Origin of the sequence: Agrobacterium larrymoorei (assembly GCF_013322225.1) — a bacterium.
GTDB lineage: Bacteria > Pseudomonadota > Alphaproteobacteria > Rhizobiales > Rhizobiaceae > Agrobacterium > Agrobacterium larrymoorei_A.
Genome location: NZ_JAAMFB010000007.1, coordinates 55,821 through 73,383, shown reverse-complemented (window position 1 = coordinate 73,383; position 17,563 = coordinate 55,821). Strand labels below are relative to the sequence as shown.

19 protein-coding genes are annotated in these 17,563 nt (G+C 57.0%); 7 read left to right on the top strand and 12 right to left on the bottom strand.

Translation table 11 applies throughout. The annotated features are described in order from the left end of the window. Positions 1 to 36: 36 nt before the first annotated feature. From G6L28_RS03580 to G6L28_RS03555, 6 genes are all read right to left on the bottom strand, one after another. Complete coding sequence (locus tag G6L28_RS03580; protein ID WP_174062415.1) at positions 37 to 237, bottom strand: heavy-metal-associated domain-containing protein; 201 nt, start codon at positions 235 to 237, stop codon at positions 37 to 39. Continuing rightward, complete coding sequence (cueR, locus tag G6L28_RS03575) at positions 234 to 656, bottom strand: Cu(I)-responsive transcriptional regulator (RefSeq protein ID WP_174062414.1); 423 nt, start codon at positions 654 to 656, stop codon at positions 234 to 236. The genes G6L28_RS03580 and cueR overlap by 4 nt, the downstream gene beginning before the upstream one ends. Then, a complete protein-coding gene (locus G6L28_RS03570) occupies positions 653 to 3,202 on the bottom strand; it encodes a heavy metal translocating P-type ATPase (RefSeq protein WP_174062413.1) in 2,550 nt (849 codons plus the stop codon). The genes cueR and G6L28_RS03570 overlap by 4 nt, the downstream gene beginning before the upstream one ends. Positions 3,203 to 3,335: 133 nt before the next feature. Then, complete coding sequence (locus G6L28_RS03565) at positions 3,336 to 4,055, bottom strand: L,D-transpeptidase (protein ID WP_174062412.1); 720 nt, start codon at positions 4,053 to 4,055, stop codon at positions 3,336 to 3,338. 166 nt (positions 4,056 to 4,221) lie between these two features. Then, complete coding sequence (blaOXA, locus tag G6L28_RS03560) at positions 4,222 to 5,076, bottom strand: class D beta-lactamase (RefSeq protein ID WP_174062411.1); 855 nt, start codon at positions 5,074 to 5,076, stop codon at positions 4,222 to 4,224. 359 nt (positions 5,077 to 5,435) lie between these two features. After that, complete coding sequence (locus tag G6L28_RS03555) at positions 5,436 to 6,329, bottom strand: NAD(P)/FAD-dependent oxidoreductase (RefSeq protein WP_174062410.1); 894 nt, start codon at positions 6,327 to 6,329, stop codon at positions 5,436 to 5,438. 216 nt (positions 6,330 to 6,545) lie between these two features. Between G6L28_RS03555 and G6L28_RS03550 the strand changes: the two genes are divergently transcribed. Then, positions 6,546 to 7,193, top strand: a complete 648-nt coding sequence (locus tag G6L28_RS03550) for a TetR/AcrR family transcriptional regulator (RefSeq protein WP_174062409.1) — start codon at positions 6,546 to 6,548, stop codon at positions 7,191 to 7,193. 81 nt (positions 7,194 to 7,274) lie between these two features. Here the strand turns inward: G6L28_RS03550 and G6L28_RS03545 are convergent, their stop codons facing one another. Then, complete coding sequence (locus G6L28_RS03545; protein ID WP_174062408.1) at positions 7,275 to 7,754, bottom strand: YcgN family cysteine cluster protein; 480 nt, start codon at positions 7,752 to 7,754, stop codon at positions 7,275 to 7,277. A 184-nt stretch (positions 7,755 to 7,938) separates the two neighbouring features. On the opposite strand from G6L28_RS03545, the gene G6L28_RS03540 reads away from it, so the two are divergent. After that, positions 7,939 to 10,116 carry a transglycosylase domain-containing protein gene (locus tag G6L28_RS03540; RefSeq protein ID WP_174062407.1) on the top strand — a complete coding sequence of 726 codons (2,178 nt, stop codon included), beginning with the start codon at positions 7,939 to 7,941 and terminating at the stop codon, positions 10,114 to 10,116. Between the two features lie 45 nt (positions 10,117 to 10,161). Here G6L28_RS03540 and G6L28_RS03535 read toward each other — a convergent pair whose 3' ends face one another. The 3 genes from G6L28_RS03535 to G6L28_RS03525 are packed head-to-tail and all read right to left on the bottom strand — an operon-like array spanning position 10,162 to position 12,190. Beyond that, the gene (locus G6L28_RS03535; protein ID WP_174062406.1) at positions 10,162 to 11,244 is read right to left on the bottom strand and encodes a beta family protein; all 1,083 of its coding nucleotides are present in this window, start codon (positions 11,242 to 11,244) and stop codon (positions 10,162 to 10,164) included. A 22-nt stretch (positions 11,245 to 11,266) separates the two neighbouring features. After that, complete coding sequence (locus G6L28_RS03530; protein WP_202033519.1) at positions 11,267 to 11,770, bottom strand: ImmA/IrrE family metallo-endopeptidase; 504 nt, start codon at positions 11,768 to 11,770, stop codon at positions 11,267 to 11,269. Between the two features lie 12 nt (positions 11,771 to 11,782). Further along, positions 11,783 to 12,190 (bottom strand): hypothetical protein, encoded by a 408-nt coding sequence (locus G6L28_RS03525; RefSeq protein WP_174062405.1) that lies wholly within the window; start codon positions 12,188 to 12,190, stop codon positions 11,783 to 11,785. A gap of 207 nt (positions 12,191 to 12,397) precedes the next feature. Here G6L28_RS03525 and G6L28_RS03520 point away from each other — a divergent pair, with 207 nt between their 5' ends. Next, positions 12,398 to 12,829, top strand: coding sequence for a DUF2231 domain-containing protein (locus tag G6L28_RS03520; protein ID WP_174062404.1), 432 nt, complete (start codon positions 12,398 to 12,400; stop codon positions 12,827 to 12,829). A gap of 2 nt (positions 12,830 to 12,831) precedes the next feature. Continuing rightward, entirely contained in the window at positions 12,832 to 14,343 is a 1,512-nt protein-coding gene (locus tag G6L28_RS03515) for a PQQ-dependent sugar dehydrogenase (protein WP_425292647.1), read from the top strand. 42 nt (positions 14,344 to 14,385) lie between these two features. Here G6L28_RS03515 and G6L28_RS03510 read toward each other — a convergent pair whose 3' ends face one another. Beyond that, positions 14,386 to 14,856, bottom strand: coding sequence for a DUF1801 domain-containing protein (locus tag G6L28_RS03510; RefSeq protein WP_174062403.1), 471 nt, complete (start codon positions 14,854 to 14,856; stop codon positions 14,386 to 14,388). Positions 14,857 to 15,068: 212 nt separating this feature from the next. On the opposite strand from G6L28_RS03510, the gene G6L28_RS03505 reads away from it, so the two are divergent. The 3 genes from G6L28_RS03505 (at position 15,069) to G6L28_RS03495 (ending at position 16,716) form a co-directional block, all read left to right on the top strand. Then, positions 15,069 to 15,404, top strand: a complete 336-nt coding sequence (locus G6L28_RS03505) for a hypothetical protein (protein ID WP_174062402.1) — start codon at positions 15,069 to 15,071, stop codon at positions 15,402 to 15,404. A 183-nt stretch (positions 15,405 to 15,587) separates the two neighbouring features. Further along, the gene (locus tag G6L28_RS03500) at positions 15,588 to 16,175 is read left to right on the top strand and encodes a DUF1214 domain-containing protein (RefSeq protein WP_174062401.1); all 588 of its coding nucleotides are present in this window, start codon (positions 15,588 to 15,590) and stop codon (positions 16,173 to 16,175) included. Further along, complete coding sequence (locus G6L28_RS03495) at positions 16,168 to 16,716, top strand: DUF1254 domain-containing protein (RefSeq protein ID WP_174062400.1); 549 nt, start codon at positions 16,168 to 16,170, stop codon at positions 16,714 to 16,716. Before G6L28_RS03500 ends, G6L28_RS03495 begins: the two co-directional genes overlap by 8 nt. Positions 16,717 to 16,737: 21 nt before the next feature. Here the strand turns inward: G6L28_RS03495 and G6L28_RS03490 are convergent, their stop codons facing one another. Then, positions 16,738 to 16,935, bottom strand: a complete 198-nt coding sequence (locus G6L28_RS03490; protein ID WP_174062399.1) for a hypothetical protein — start codon at positions 16,933 to 16,935, stop codon at positions 16,738 to 16,740. Between the last annotated feature and the right edge of the window lie 628 nt (positions 16,936 to 17,563).

The following is a 17,563-nucleotide window of genomic DNA, read 5'->3' as shown; positions in this document are numbered from 1 at the left end:
TGCTACATATGTAGCACAATCTGCATGAAAGGCAAGCTAGCCCACCCGCTCCGGGCTATAACCAACCTCCCGCATCGCCTCTTCCGCCGCTCCTGCATCACCTGCAACGACGACCCTATGGGCCGCGAGATCAATGCTTACGTCTGCTCCCGGCAACGCCTCCGACAGGGCCCCGCGAATGGTTTTTTCGCAGTGGCCGCAGGTCATGTCCGGTACGGTGAATGTGGTCTGGGTCATGGTTTTTCCTTTTGCTTTTGTGTTTTGCCAGGGGTTCCGGCGAGGTCATCCAGAATGGGGCAGTCAGGACGATGGTCGCCGCCACAGCAATGGGCGAGGTGCGAGAGCGTTTTCACCATGCTCCTCATTTCATCGATCTTGCGCTCCAGATCCGCGACATGGGAAAGCGCGATTTGCTTGACTGCCGAGCTTTCCCGCGCCTTGTCCTGCCAGAGTTTCAGCAGCGTTTCGGTTTCTTCCAGCGAGAAACCAAGCGTGCGCGCGCGTTTGATGAAGCGGAGATTATGGACCTCCTGCTCGCCATAGGTCCGGTAATTATTGTCCGACCGCGTGGCCGGGGAGATAAGCCCGATCTGCTCGTAGTAGCGGATCATCTTGGCGGATACGCCGGAGGCGCTGGATGCTTCGCCTATGTTCATGCCTTTGCCCCTTTCAACCGCAGCGCATTGCCCAGCACGAAGACGGAGGAGAGCGCCATGGCCCCTGCCCCGATCATCGGCGAAAGCGTTATACCGAAGGCCGGATAGAGCGCGCCCGCCGCAACCGGTATGAGCGCGACGTTGTAGCCGAAAGCCCAGAACAGGTTTTGCCTGATGTTGCGCATCGTGGCGCGGCTCATGCTCAAAGCATGAACGACCCCCATCAGATCGCCACCCACCAGCACCACGTCCGCGCTTTCGATGGCGACGTCCGTGCCTGTGCCGATGGCGATGCCGATATCCGCTTCGGCCAATGCGGGCGCATCGTTGATACCGTCTCCCACGAATGCCAGAACCTTAGCCCCGCGGCGCAGATCATGGATCGCCTGTACCTTTCCCTCCGGCAACACTTCGGCAATCACATGGTCGATGCCGATCTGTCTTGCGATAGCCTTTGCCGTGCGCGCATTATCGCCAGTGACCATCGCCACTTCGATACCCAGATTTTTGAGAACCCTGATGGCCTCGATGCTGGAAGGTTTCAGCGGATCGGCAACCGCGATGATTGCGGCCAGGACGCCATCGATAGCGGCATAGAGCGGCGATTTGCCCTCGTCGCCCAGCCTGTGTGCGGTCTCAGTGAAGGGTCCAACGGAAAGACCGAGCTTCTGCATGTAGCGGTCCGCGCCAACCTCCACCTTGCGGCCGTCCACGATGGCTGAGATGCCGTAGCCGGTGATGCTTTGGAAGTTGGAGACGTTCACAGGTTCGAGTCGTGCAGGGGTCGCAACCTTCTCCCTCGCAGCCCGCACGATCGCCTGCGCAATCGGATGCTCGGAGCGAGCCTCAACCGCAGCCACCAACCGCAAAACCTCGTCCTCACCAAAACCTTCGGTCAACACCAGATCGGTCAATTCCGGCCTGCCCTTGGTCACCGTGCCGGTCTTGTCCAGAACCACGATCTGCGCGGCGCGAAGCTGCTGCAACGCCTCACCCATGCGGAATAACACACCGAGTTCCGCCGCCCGCCCCGTGCCGACCATGATGGAGGTAGGCGTGGCCAGCCCCATGGCGCAGGGGCAGGCGATGATGAGGACAGCAACCGCATTGATGAGCGCGAAAGTGTAGGCAGGCTCCCGCCCGAAGATCGCCCAGAGGATGAAGGTCAACACCCCAATACCGATGACGACAGGCACGAACAGCGCTGTGACCTTGTCCACCAGCAACTGGATGGGCAATTTCGAACCCTGTGCCTGTTCGACAAGCCGGATGATATTGGCGAGCATCGTTTCCGCGCCGACCTTCGTCGCCTTGTACCTGAACGCGCCGGTTCCGTTGACCGTGCCGCCCACCACATGGCTGCCCGCCGTCTTTTCCACCGGCACGGGCTCGCCCGAGATCATCGATTCATCGACATGGGAGCGGCCTTCGATCACGTCGCCATCGACAGCCAGACGTTCGCCGGGGCGGATGACAATGATATCGCCCACCTGCACGTCATCTGGCGAAATCTCAAGCGTTTCTCCGTTGCGCTCCACGCGCGCAGCCTTGCCCTGAAGGCTGGCAAGCTTGCGGATCGCATCCCCGGTTTTGCCACTGGCGCGGGCTTCCAGCAGCAGCCCGATCAGTATCAGCGTCACGATGACCGTCGCCGCCTCGTAATAGACGTGACGCGCATTTTCAGGCAGCACACCGGGCGCGAACGTTGTAACCAGCGAATAGAGATAGGCGGCACTGACACCAAGTGCGACCAGCGAATTCATCTCCGGCGCACCATGCAGCAGGGCCGGAATTCCGCTTTTCAGGAAGCGCAAACCGGGACCGAAAATGACAGCCGTCGCCAGCAGAAAATATATGTAATAAAGATTTTGCGTGTCGATGACGCCCATCAGCCAGTGATGCATGGGCTCATATACATGCCCGCCCATTTCCAGCACGAAAAGCGGCGCGGTGAGCATTGCGGCGACAGCGACATCGCGCTTCAGTTTCGTCTCATCGCCTACATGCTGCATGTGGTCGTGGTCACCCGCATTGCGGCCTGCAGAATGTTGATGCCCATCATGGTGCGAAGCGTCTTTCGCGTGGGAATGACCCTGTGTTTCGCGGGGTTGTTTTCCAAGGGTGATGCCCGCCGCTGCCGCAGTCTCAACCAGCATGTCACGCTCGCGTGCACCGCCCATGCCTTTGACGGTGACCTTACCGGACGCATCGACATGCACCTCCAGTACCGTCGCAATCGCCTCCAGTACGGCCTTCAGCCGCGCCGCTTCGGCCGCGCTCTTTAGGCCCTCCGCGAAAAGCTCGTGCCTGTGGGGTGCAACCTCGTAACCTATCTTCTTCACGGCAGCGGCCAGCATCTTTGCCGAAAACCCGTCCGCAGGCTCAACCGTCAGCTTCTTCGTTGCAAAATTGACCGAACTCGCCCCCACCCCCGGCACCTTGGCAGCGGCGGTTTCCACCCGCCGCACACAGGATGCACAGGTCATGCCCTCCACGGGGATGGAGAGGGGTTCGGCAGATGAATTAAGTCTTATCGTCTCGTTCATGTCGTATTCCACAGGGGGAGTTGGTGTAACTCACCCCTATGTAGTCCTTCCCATCATGGGAAGGTCAAGCAGTGATTGAGATAAAATCACGAGGCTGAGAGAGCCAATCCAAAAGGCCCGGTTCCAAGCCGCCTTAAACCGTCGCCGCGTTCATCGGCCCCTGCCGCACTACGATGCGCGCGTGATAAGGAACGCGGGTGTAGAGATCGATGGCGTCCTGATTGAGCAGACGAACACAGCCGGAAGATGCCGCCTTACCGATGGAAGCCCAGTCCGGTGAACCGTGCAGACGGTATAGGGTGTCCTTGCCATCCTGAAAGATGTAGAGCGCGCGGGCACCAAGCGGGTTTTTGATACCCGGCTCCATTCCGCCGTTTTCAACCGAATAGCGGGCGAGGCTTGGCTGACGGGCGATCATGTCGTCCGGCACCTTCCAGCGCGGCCAAGGCTGCCGCCAGTGGACGATGCCTTCACCCTGCCAGGCAAACCCTTCCCGCCCGATGCCAACGCCATAGCGCATGGCCGTGCCGCCCGGCTCCACGACGTAAAGAAAGCAGCCCGGCGTATCGACCACGACCGTACCGGGTTTCTCGCCCGTGGGATCGAGCACACGCTGGCGGTAATATTTGGGATCGATCTTCTGATAGGGAACAGCCGGAATGACATGACCGCCATCTTCCACGCTTGCGTAGCGCGCACTCAGTTCCGCCTCATCCGGCGCAACGATGGGCCTGCGCGCAACCTGAGGAACAACGGTCGGCTTCGCCGCCGTCGTGCAGCCCGCCAGCGCCGAAGTGAGTGAAATCGAGCCCAGTACAAAGGCGCGCCGGGAAATATTGTGGGAATCGGACATGATGTTTACTCGAAGAATCTATCGAATTGCTTGTGGCGCAATCGATCCTTCATCTCAACATAGGCCCGGATCACATCCCCGGCATTGCAGGGAGATGCGTAAGCGAAGGGATATAAACGTCACACCGGCTCGGCGTGTATAGATGAAATCGGAGGGAGCCGGTCCATTACCGGTGCACCGCAAAACGCTGAATATCCCGCAGGAACTCCCCACGCACCACATCGCCCATGGGCTGATCAGAGGGCTTGTCGGCCACGCGCAGGCGTGCAAAGACGATGTGCTGGCCTTCACGCTCCGCCCAGCCCACGAACCAGCCGAAGGGGCGGTTGGGGTCTGGCTTGCCATCCGGGCCTTTCAGGTTGCCGCTGCCGGTGGTGCCATGGGCGTTCCATGCTTCCGCGCCGTCATAGAGCGGGACGATGGCTTTGGCCTTGTTCTGCGCATCGCGCGAAAACGGCAGGTTGTTGCCCAACAGCCGGCGCATGAAGCCGACCTGCTCCACGGGCGAAATCTCCAGCGACGCGCCGACCCAGGCGTCCGTCAGGCCGTTATTCTTCCCCGCCTCACCCGCCACATCGGCATTGCCGAAACCGAGGCGCTTGACATAGGAAGCGAATTTTTCAGGGCCGAGACGGCTGGTGATTTCGCGGGAATACCAGCGAATGGATTCCTTCTGCCAGGTCGTAGGGTCAACCTTCTTGCGCTCACCCGGCGCAGCATCCATGCCCTTTTGCCACTCCCAGACCGGATTGAACTCATCCTGCAAGATACCCGCATCATAACCGATCAGAGCCAGTGGCAGCTTGAAGGTGGAGGCAGGAGAAACGCGTCTGTCACAGCTGCCCTGCTGGTTGATGACGGCACCCGTTTCAACCGATGTGACCAGCGTGCATTCGAAGGTCGGCACTGATTGGGGTTGGGATTGAGGTTGCGCCTGCGATTGCGATGATGACTGAGCGTGCGCTGGCGCACCCGCTGCAATGAGGCAGATTGGCAGAAGAAGCGCTAGGCTCTGGCGCATGCATGGTCCTTGACTATCCGGCAATGCAGCATAGCCGGTAACGGGCAGAATGAAAGTGGGAAGCGGATTACAGGATCGATGCGGCAGGAATTGGACGGGAGGTATCATGCGACCGGTTGCTGCGGGGTGATGGGGTAAATATCACCAAGCAAAGATTGCTGCACGCGATAAGTTGAGACTATGTGCAACCAGTGATCGTTTCCTGAAATCGGACTAAAGTGGTCATACCGTGGCTGTCCACGAGCGCGGCAAGACCGCAGCCGAGGCGCGGGCGCGTATAGAATGGGCGCGATCAAGGAGCGTGAGTGGTCGCGCCCAGGCTTGCAACATTGATTGCCTTCTGGACGGTATCTATATTTTCAAGTGAGCATCGACTGCTGAGCGAAGATACCGGCCATCGCGCCTTGCCATGTTGCCGTGGTGACCGAAGGGATGCCGGGATTGGCCAGGTCACCTGCGGCATAGATTCCGGGCATGCTGGTTTCGCGACGTTCGTCGGTCTTAAGGGCGATGCCAGTCGGCGTGTTGACCGTGGCGAGGCCCAGTGTGTCATGAAGGCTTGCAGACGGCTTGTTGCGCGGATGCGCGAACAGTATGTCGATAGCGGCATCTGGTCCGGTATCGAGCTTAATGGTGGCCCCGTGGGTTCCACGGCGTGCGATTTCGGTGATACGGCCATCAACGACAGGTGTGGCGCGACGCTCCAGATCTGCTCGAAGATCGGGCGTGACGTCGTGACCATTGCCAAAGACAGTCAACCTGTCGGTCCAATCGTGAAACAACCTGACCTGATTCATCGACTGCGGGCCAGACCACACGAGACCCCAATGCTGGTCGGCTACTTCGAAGCCATCGCAATAGGGGCATGGGATAACGGATGTGCCCCAACTCTCGGCAAAACCCGGAACATCAGGCATTTGGTCAACGACGCCATAGCTCAGGATCAGGCGGCGTGCATTGAGGGTCTCGCCGTCGCCAGTCAGCACGGAGAAATTGTCGATCGTACCCGAGACGCCCTCGGCGCGGGCATTGACCATTTTGATCGCAGGATAGCGCGCGAGTTGCTGCCGCGCCTCAGCAAGAATTGCCGATGGTGGCTTGTGGTCGTGGCCGAGCACACCGTGCGAGCGGCCGGCAAATCTGTTTCGCTGAAGGCCGGTGTCGAGAACAATGACCTTGCGGCGAGCACGGCCAAGTTGCAGAGCAGCGGCGAGGCCAGCAAAGCTGCCGCCGATGATGATGACGTCGCTCATTATGGTGGGCTCCGTGTTGCGGATAGAGAGCTGAATTAAACTTTGCGGTTACTGGATCAAAAGGAATGCCAATGGCGGGAAGCGCAGCCAGCTTCAGCATTGCTCTTCGTTGCATGGCACCCTCTCGATCGTCGTCAGCGGAATTGACTTGCATATTTTAGATACTGAATGGTATCGTAATTTGGAATAATGATACTGTCAAGGATCGTAATTGCCATGAATGAAATAGTGCAGAACCGACGCGGTCGGCCCGTCAACGAGGAGCTTAGCCAAACGATCGTCGACGCCGCGTGCGAACTTTTTGAGGAGCTGGGATTTCATGCTGCGACATTGGATATGGTCGCCCAGCGTGCGAAGATTTCCAAGCTCAGTATTTACAAGCATTTTGAGAACAAGGAGGCGCTGTTTGGCGCGGCGTTTGCGGCCCGCTGCCAGCAGTTAGTGCCGGAGAAGCTTTTTGAGGGCATCAATGGTTCAGCTGAAGATCAGCTCATGGCGGCGGGATCATCACTGCTCCGCACGCTTCTGCGCCCGGAGTTGCGCAATGTCGAAGCCATGGTCCTGGCCGAAACACCTAACCAGAAGTCATTGAGCAAGCTACATTATGAAGCAGGCCCCGCCCATATCATCGCGCAAATCGAGGGACTGTTGCGTCGGTTGCACGCGAAGGCACTACTGAACGTGCCCGATCCGCTCCAGTCTGCCCGCTTGTTCGGCGCGCTTATGAAAGGATCCGATCTTTTGATGATCGCGCGCTTCGATGAGGAAAAAGCGTTGGACGACGAAGAGATCAATGCCTACTGTCGCTCGGCCGTCAAAATATTTGTCGCTGCGCATCGCGGCAGCGAACAGTCGACTGAATAGTCTTGTTGAGACCATTTTGCGCCACTTGCAATAACCCAGTGTAACATCGTCGTCCGCAACTGGCCATAAACGGACATCACCTCACCCCCGCTGCTGCGCCTCCGGCCTTTCGCCCACGGTCAGCGGCCAGTCCACCACGTAATCCTCGAAATCGTCGACCTTGACATCACGCTCGTTCACCGTGCGTCCGCGCGCCGAGATGCCTGCGACATGCACCGTTTCCGGGTCGCCGGAGACGAGATGGTGCCACCAGTAGAGATCATGCCCATCCCGCACCAGCGCGTAGGCGCAGGTGGGTGGTAGCCAGCCGATTTCGTTGACGAGCTTGAGGTTGAGCTGGATGCAATCCGGCACGGTTGCGAAGCGGTTTTCGTAATCGGAGCAACGACAGCTTTCTCCATCCAGAAGCTGGCAGCCGACGGAGGTGAACACCACCTCGCCCGTATTCCAGTCTTCCAGCTTGTTGAGGCAACAGAGACCACAGCCATCGCACAGGCTTTCCCACTCGCTGTTACTCATTTGCGCCAGCGATTTGGTTTTCCAGAACGGCGCGTCACTCATCGTTAATATTTCCGTTTCATTTTGCTGCATCAGGCGACAACATGGCCTAACCCGTTTTGTCGTATCGCAATCGACCGGATTATAAGATATCTCTTGAATCCGGCAGAGTGGTGGTGAGGAATGACCCGCGCAAGCTTATCGCGTCAAGCGTACACTCGCCACATCGAACAGGAATTCGTTTCAGTTGCAGGAAGATAAAAACAACAAACCGGCGCGCCGTAAACGCCATATTCTGCTGAGGATCGATTCATGGATCGATTCCAGCCTCTGGACCGCTGCATCCCGTGTTTTTGACTTCTGGGAAGAAGTCACCATCGTTTCCCGCAAGCTGCATGTGCGCGGCTGGAAGAAGTTCGTCATCAACATTGCCGACGATGCGCTGACGGTTGGTGTCGCGGGCTCTGTCGTCATGCTGGCGCTGGCGCTGCCCGCTTTCGAGGAAACCAAAACAGACTGGCGTTATCGCGGTGACTTCGCCGTGACATTCCTCGATCGCTACGGCAATACCATCGGCCATCGCGGCATCATCCACGAAGATTCCGTGCCCATCGACCAGATGCCGGATCACTTCATCAAGGCGGTTCTGGCAACGGAAGACCGTCGCTTCTTCGACCATTTCGGCATCGATTTCATCGGTCTTGCCCGCGCCATGAGCGAGAATGCCCGCGCAGGCGGCGTCGTGCAGGGCGGCTCCACGCTGACGCAGCAGTTGGCAAAGAACTTGTTTCTGACAAACGAACGCTCGCTGGAACGCAAGATCAAGGAAGCTTTCCTGGCATTGTGGCTGGAAGCCAACATGTCGAAGAAGGAGATCCTCGCACTCTATCTCGACCGCGCCTATATGGGCGGCGGCACATTCGGCGCGGCTGCGGCAGCGCAGTTTTATTTCGGCAAGAACCTGACGGATGTGACGCTGGCGGAATCCGCCATTCTGGCCGGTCTGTTCAAGGCCCCGGCGAAATATGCGCCGCATGTGAACCTTCCCGCAGCGCGTGCCCGCGCCAACACGGTGCTTTCCAACCTCGTGCAGGGCGGGTTGATGACCGAGGGTCAGGTCGTCGGCGCACGCCGCAACCCGGCAACCGTCATCGACCGCGAAGAGGTGCAGGCGCCGGATTACTTCCTAGACTGGGCCTTCGATGAGGTTCAGCGTCTGGCCAAGGAGGGCAAGATCAAGGATCACACGGTCGTGGTCCGCACCACCATCGACACCGGCCTGCAACAGGCCGCCGAGCAGGCCATGGAAGGCAGTCTGCGCGAATTCGGAGAGGGCTATAAGGTCAAGCAGGGCGCGATGGTGATGATCGAAAATGGCGGCGGCATCCGAGCCATGGTCGGCGGGCGCGATTACGGCGAAAGCCAGTTCAACCGCGCGACCGCAGCCATGCGCCAGCCGGGCTCGTCCTTCAAGGTCTATACCTATTCCGCCGCCATGGAGAAGGGTTACAAGCCGGAAACGCTGATTTCCGATGCGCCGGTCACATGGCGCGGCTGGTCTCCGCAGAATTATGGCCGCTCCTATGCGGGCAAGGTTACGTTGCAGGTGGCGCTGGCGAAATCCTACAACACCGTGCCTGTTCGTCTGGCCAAGGACGTGCTGGGAACGCAGGTGATTGCCGATACCGCCAAAGCCATGGGTGTCGCCACACCGCTGCGCACGGACAAGACGATTCCGCTCGGCACATCGGAAGTGACGGTGCTGGATCAGGCAACGGCGTATGCGGTATTTCCGGCAAACGGCATGCAGTCCCGCCGACATGGCATCGAGCAGGTGCTGGATTACGAGGGCAAGGTTCTCTACGATTTCGACCGAGACGAGCAGCCTGCGCACCGCGTTCTTTCGGAAGAAGCCAACTCCAAGATGAACCGCATGCTGGTGACGATCCCGGTGGAAGGCACCGCCAGACGCGGCGCTCTGGAAAACGGCATCGTCTCCGGCGGCAAGACCGGCACCTCTCAGGCGTACCGCGACGCATGGTATGTCGGCTTTACCGGCAACTACACCACCGCCGTCTGGTTCGGTAACGACGAGTTCACCTCGATGAACAACATGACCGGCGGCGCGCTGCCCGCCATGACCTTCAAACGCCTGATGGACTACGCCCACCAGGGCATGGAGCTGCGCCCCATCCCCGGCATCCAGAACCCTCTGCCCACCGGCTCGCGCCCACAACCAGCAGCCGGCGCAGCGATAGCCTCCGCAGACGCCAACGCCCTGCCAGCGCTGACCCGCCCACGCTCGCTTTCGGCAGAAGCGACAAGGGTCATTCGTTCGATTGGCAAGCAGTTGAAGGAGGCGTCTGCGCCTTCGCTGACGACGCAGAGGGTGGCAGAAGTTGGGACGGATGGGGTGAAGCGGTAGGTTTGAACTCGGTGCGGAACTCTAAGGTGCCCACCAAACACACCGTTAATCCTCCCACTGTTCGTCAAGATTAATTCCCCTTATGTCACCATCGTTATAAAAGGCTTGAGTATGCAGATGAAGATTTACCCTAGCAGCCACGTTTTTTTGCGGTGAATTTATTCCTAGATTAGGACTAATTGCCGTTTGGCGAATCATAAACTCTCCCCAAACGCCTAGACCATCAACTTCTTGCCATCGAGGATTGCTTAGCACTTGATTTGCGGCATCGTCGTAGTCCCAGTCTTCCGGCTTATTACGCGCAGACAGCCAACCATCCCGAAGAGCTAAATCAATCCTGGGCTTTGGCCTACTAGCAATGCCTCTTTCACGCGGCCTCGTGCTGCCCCAATCCCCGTAAATTATGCGTTGTCGGTTTGTTAGTTGAACGAGTTCAGAAATACATTGTCGGTTATCGAACGCCTCGAACTCCGCGCCCTCGACCTCCGCAAAACCCTTTGGTATAGTGGTGTACGAAACTACCAAAGGAATTTCGGCGTCGATGCCACTTAGCTGGTTGCTAATCAAATTAGCTATCCTCAACCTAGTTGGTTGAGTATCGTGTATCCACCCTGCATCTAAGATTACGGCATAATCTGCTGAACCAATCTCATTAATCGCAGTGATAGCTTGGCTGAGATTTGGCGGAAATCTCTGCAGCTCAATACGAAGAGCAAATGTCCTGCCCATCTCCTGAAATGCGCCAATTTGCTCAGCAATTGAGGCGTGCGTTAGACCAGCAATTTGGAGACATGGACTAGCAGTTGTAACACCTTCAACAAACCCAATCCAATTTGCGTAACTGTTAGCCGGATCCTGTAGCTCAAGCCAATGCTGCTGCGCGGCAGCATCCATATTGGTAATTTCGTAGTCTCTATCTATATCTAGAAAGAAAGGCCTACTTGGAAACGCCCTTTGAACACGATCAACTGTCCGCATGAGTTCTGTCGCATTTGGCCACGGCGCTAATAAGAAAGTCGGTTGCAATCGATCCTTTGACGCAGCTGGAAGCCGCTCCAATCCATTCATTTCGCTTGACCTAACGGCAAGCGTAGGAACGTAATTGAGATTTGATATATCGACTGCCATTGCCCACCTTTTGCTAACAGACTCAAGCCGCCATTCGTATTTCCATCGCCGCTTTGGAAACTCCGAACTGCTCCGCAAGAGCTTCTACTACACTCTCGCTGATGTTAGCGCCGTAGCGTGAATACGCTTCCTCTAAAGCACTATCGGGCATAACTATCTGAGATGCGAGCCGATTAGCCTCATATTCGATACTTTCTGATGCTCCCGACCGGTAAAGCACATTGTCAGTTAATGTACCACCCAGCCTATCTATAGTTTCACGATGTATCAAAAAGTGTGCTATTTCGTGAGCAAGAGTAAAGCGCTGCCTTTGACGACTCTCATGCCTATTAATCTTTATCTCATACCCGTCTAATGTTTTCGCAATTTGGCCGGATACATTCATAGGAAGTGAGGACAACTTAACGTCAATTCCTAATTCTCTAGCAATCGCGCCTAATTTCACGGGCACTTGATTCAAATACTTCTCGATAATATCACGGTCGGCATGCTTAATCTTTTGCCACTCTTTCGTTTTAGTTGCCATTTTTAGACCTCTTTATGCTTCAGGAGTCGTTTGACTCCCATCGTCATGGTCTGAACCACCGGAGTAAATAACGCGTTCCATCGCGCGGCCTAAGCCACCATTTTTCTCCATTCTACCAAGCTCTCGCTCAACCATTTGGGGCATTTCTTTCAAAACACGTTGCTCAGCATTCGACACAGACTCAGAACGGATAATTTGAAAACCAAATACCGCTACCACACCGACTATTAGAGCTACTGCGCCTAGTACCACTGTGGCGACCGTTAAATTGATCGCTGCTAGGTCGGCGTAACTCAACCCGACACTTTGAACACTTGCCCCATCACTAAATAAATGGAGGTTCACGTTTAAAAATACCACTAGGCAAGCACCAACGGCAACGCCAACTGCGATTTTCAGTAGCTCGTAAAGTATCCGCATGACCAACCCCTGTCCGAGCCATGGATAATATGATTCTCCATACTCGCGACAGTGTTTTCGTCAGTGGCTACAGTAAGCTTGCGTTTCTGAAACGCTCAAGCTCGATACCGCAACCAAATCCCCTCCCCAACCGTTCATCTCGACACCAAAACGGCCAAGCCCCTCAAGCACTTGGGCGTTCATTTCCTTCCCGGTTGGAGCCCAGACATGAATGACGTGTCTCGCAGAGAAGCATCTGCCTATCCATTTCAGTCTCTTTTCGTGCCTTTTCCATTCGTGTGTTTTTCGCTGGCGCTGGCGACGGATGTTGCGTTTTGGCAGACGGCCAATCTGATGTGGTCGAGTTTTTCGGCGTGGCTCCTGTTTGCGGGACTGGTCGCCGGTGGGTTGGCGATAGTGGCGGGGTTGCTTGACCTGTTACGTCGACGCACGCGGCCTATGCGGCCTTCGTTTCTGTCCATTCTGCTGTTTGTCGTGATGCTGGTGCTGGCCTTTGCAAATAGCCTTGTTCACGCGGGTGATGGGTGGACGGCGGTGGTGCCTTATGGGTTGATCCTGTCCGCCGTCACCTTCGCGGTTTCGTTGATGGCCGTTGCGTCGTCCACCGGCAAATATGCGCGTCTGGCTTGGAGAGTATGATCATGAATTCCCGTATACTTGTTCCCGCCCTGCTCCTGACCGGCGTCGCACTTATTCTTCCCGCGTGCAGCGAGGATAACGGCAATTTCGATACCTCCACGCAGGTAGGCGCGGACCCGGTTCTACCGGAACCCTCGCGCACATTGATCCCGGACCTAAAGGTGGCCGAGGTGATCGGCTGGAAGGATGGCGAGACGCCGACCGTACCGGATGGCTTGAAGGTAACGGTCTACCAGAAGGATCTGGTCAATCCGCGCACGGTTCACACGTTGCCCAATGGCGATGTGCTGGTGGTGCAATCGCGTGCGCCGGAGGGTGGGCAATCCTCTTCGCGCCCGAAAGACATCATCCGCGGCTGGATCATGTCCATTGCCCATGGCGAAACGGGCGGCACGCCAAAGGAAAGCAACATCATCACGCTGCTGCGCGACACCAACCGGGACGGCACGGTGGATGAGCGGCACGATCTTCTGACCAAGCTCGATTCCCCATTTGGCGTCGCCTTTGCCGACAATACGCTTTATGTGGCGACCTCCAACGAAATCCTCGCCTATCCCTATCAGCTTGGCCAGAATGAGATTACCGCCGAGCCGCGGGTTTTGACACCGCTTCCGGGTGGGCCGATCAACCACCACTGGACGAAAGATCTGGCGCTGAGCCCGGATGGAACGAAGCTTTATGTATCGGTCGGCTCGAACTCGAACATCACCGAAAATGGGTTGGAAGCGGAGAAGAACCGCGCCGCCATCCTTGAGGTGGACCGGCAGACCGGCGCGTTCAGACTGTTCGCCTCTGGCCTGCGCAACCCCAACGGCCTTGCTTTTAACCCGGAAAGCAAGGAGCTCTGGGCCGTCATCAACGAGCGTGACGAGCTTGGGCCGAACCTCGTTCCCGACTACATGACCTCGGTGAAGGAAGGCGGCTTTTACGGCTGGCCATGGAGTTATTACGGCAACCATGTGGACGCCCGCGTCTATCCGCCACGGCCTGACATGGTGGAAAAGGCGATCAAGCCCGATTACGCGCTTTCCAGCCACGTCGCGGCGCTTGGGCTCACCTTCTCGCTCAACTCCGCCCTGCCCGCACCTTACCAGAACGGCGCTTTCATCGGTGAACATGGCAGCTGGAACCGCACTGCGTTCAACGGTTATCGCGTGACCTTCGTGCCGTTCGAAAACGGCAAACCGACCGGTAAAACGCAGGATGTCGTGACCGGCTTCATTCAGGGCGACAAGGCCAGAGGCCGCCCCGTGGGCGTCGGCATCGATGGCACCGGCGCGCTGCTGGTGGCCGACGATGCCGGAAACACGGTGTGGCGCGTGGCCGCCGCAGATGGCGCGGTAACGCCGACGCCGATTGCGACGGATGATATTTCGGGAGGGGTTGCCGCCAGCGCTCCGGCCGCGGCGCCCGCAGAAAGTGCACCTGCGACGCCGCCAATAACGAATCCCGTGCAGCCTGCACCGGCAGCGCCCGCCCCAGCAACGCCGGGGCAAACCGTGCCTGCGAATTGAGAAGTGAGGGTCATCTGAGCAATTGAGGATGACCCCTCGCTATCAAACCTGCTTCTTCCACTTAGTGGCCGCTTTCTTCTCGTTAAATTGGATGGCGGCCATGACTAGCTCCTTGAAGCCCTGCGCCTCAATCTCTTCCCCCTCATGAATGTCGATGGCGCGGCGCGTGTTGCCTTCGAGACTGGAGTTGAACAGGTTCAACGGATCGTCCAGCGATGCGCCGTGGGCAAAGGTGAGCTTCACCACGGATTTGTACGTCTCGCCGGTGCAGATGATGCCCGCGTGGGACCAAACAGGGACGCCACGCCATTTCCAGTCTTCTTCCACCTGTGCGTCTGCTTCGTGAATGAGGGCGCGGATGCGGGCGAGTGTGTCGCCACGCCAGTCCTTCAATTCGGCGATCCGCTCATCGATCAGCCGGGAGGCCGGATGGTCAGCGCCCCCAGCCGAAGCATCGGGAAGGTTTGTCGAAGGCGTTTTGGTCTCGTTTTCGTGCGAACTGCTTTTGGGCATACCGGCACCTCGATTCTACTGAAACGTGGGGGACGCTAACAAAAATGCGCCACGCCTACCAGTCCGCAAAGCGGTACGGAGCCGGACCATGTGAGCCTGCGATTTTAACGATATCGTTGAATATTCATATCACGCATACTTTACTTTTTGCCTTCGCCCTCTCTAAATGGAGTTCTTATTTCTGATATCCATTTTGTTTTCTGGGGGAAAACATGAAGAAGGCCCGCATATTTCTCGCAACATCGGCAATTCTGCTTTCGATTTCTGCAGTCGCCAAAGCTGAAGACCTTACCTTCACGCTGAAAAACGGTACGAATTCCGTTCTTACCCGCTTTTATACTTCTCCGGTTGGCGTTAACGAGTGGGAAGACGATGTCTTCGGTGAGCAGGTGCTGGAACCGGGCGAAAGCATCGAAATCACCATTGCGGATGGCCGCAGCGTCTGCCGCTATGACATGCGCTTCGAATTCGAAGAGGGTTCAGACCTCGACACCACCACCGACAAGCAGGATCTCTGCGAAATGGGCTCCTACACTATCCACGAATAAGCCCGGCTGCCGCGCGTCTTTTCGCGCGGCAATTCACCTCCTTATCGCAAAACCGCTACACACTTTTGCGCGACATGAATCTTTGCCCAAGCATGTCGTTATCGCAAAACCACTACACACTTTTGCGCGACATGCTTTAGAATCAATGCTAACCCTGACGCTGTTTCAAAACGGGAAAACAGTGTGTTTCGAGTTCCATTTCTTGTTGCCATCTCGCTCATCATAGCATTCGGCGGTGGAGTTTTTTCCACCTTCGCCGCGCTCGAGGCTACAACCGGGTTCGGTTCGATCAAGATCGGCGCGTGGGATGCCTTTCCCGAAGCACAGACGCTGGAGGCCGACCCCTATGCCAAGTCGCACAGGGCGGATGCAGGCAAGCTTTTGTATGGGACGGCCGAAGGCCTGACTTTTACCGCAAGCAATGACAGCGACGGCCAGCGCTTGAGCGGCGGGTGCCACTACAGCCTGAAGGGAACCGTTCCCCCTTCCCGTTTCTGGACGCTTTATGTGGCAGATCAACAGGGCAACCTTCTTGATGATGGCTCCGGGCGACCGGTGGCGCTGAATTCCCGAACGCTGCTGCATGGGCAGGAAAGCGGCATGACGCTTACCGTTGCTTCCGATGCGCAGACCTATAATTGGCTGGCAGTGCCGAAAAACGGCAATTTCAAGCTTGTTCTGACATTGCTGGATACGCCGGTTGCGAGCAGCACCGGGCTGATCGACATCGCCATGCCTGAAATTCGCAAGACAGGATGCGGCAATGCTTAGGGTTCTGTTTGCGATCTTTACCGGCCTTGTGGGCGCGGCCGTGCTGCATCTGGTCATCCTGTTTTCTATTCCGCATTTTTCCAACAGGGATGCCTATACGCGCGCCTTGTCGGAAGGGCCGCAGCATCGTTTCCACCTGCTGGACGACACAACCGACAGGGCGCAACTGACCAGCGGCGACCCCTTCATGCGCGTCGCGATATGCACTTTCGATGTCGAGGAACAGCCGGTCCGGCTCGCAGGGTTCGGCGCGGTCCCGTTCTGGTCCGTCGCCATTTTCGATAGCGCATCGAATGAGATATTCAGCATGAATGACCGCACATCAGCGGGCGGCGAACTGGATATCCTGATTGCAAGCCAGGTGCAGCTTGCGAGCATTCGCAAGGCCCAGCCGGAAAGGCTATCGAAATCCATTCTCGTGGAAGCAGATCGGGAAAAGGGCTATGCCGTGTTGCGCAGCATGGTGCCACAGGCAAGCTTCGTGGAAGAAGCAAACAGGTTTTTAAGCGAGGCGAAGTGCGAGCCGACGCCGTGGCGGTAAGAACTCAAAAATGTCTGCCGCTCAGGAATGCGCTGCCGCATCCGCTCCGCTGATGGCCGTCTTGCGCTTGCGTGACTTCTTCGCGGCTTCCACTTCCCTGCGCTCATAGCGTACACCGGTGAAGAACAGAAGCTGGGCCGGCCCCGCAGGCGGATTTACCGCGTCGGCAACCTTGTGAAAACGGCGTAGTGCCGCCTGAAACGATATGATGTCTGCCATGATCTTCTCCTTTCGCAAGGCATGACGTGTTTTGTTTTTTGATAAAGAGCGCCGGTATTCACCAACGCAGCATGCCATAAACCCAACCATCGGGTATTCCAGTCCACGAACTGGCATGTGTCGCAACAGCAGCTACAGCCTCACGGACATAGACGATATTGTTGCTTCTTGCGCCGCTTAGCAAGGTACTAAATTAGCACCGAATCCAGCGTCTGCACACAGATTACAATCACGGACAGGTTAATCCTTCGTTAACGCTAATATGACGAGGGCAGAAGCACGTTAAAATTTTGCCTACGCGCTAAGATGATTTTTAGAGGCCAGATTTCGCAATCGCTCAGCCAGCCAGCATCAACCGAAGAGAAGTCTTTGTAATCGATAGGCAATTTTCGATTGCACAGGATATGACCCGTCAGATCTTGAGTGGATAGGCTTTTGACGGACCGCTGAAGACTCAGATTTAAGGTTTTTCAGCCGCCATGATGACGGTCAGGGGTCGTCTTCACATTATTATCGTGCAACGGCGTACCCCGCTTATTCACTGGCGCAGATTGTCAATATCGAGCAGCAGACGGCGCGAGTGATCTTACAGCGCGGCACGAAACCTTCCGCTGCCCGCCACGCGATG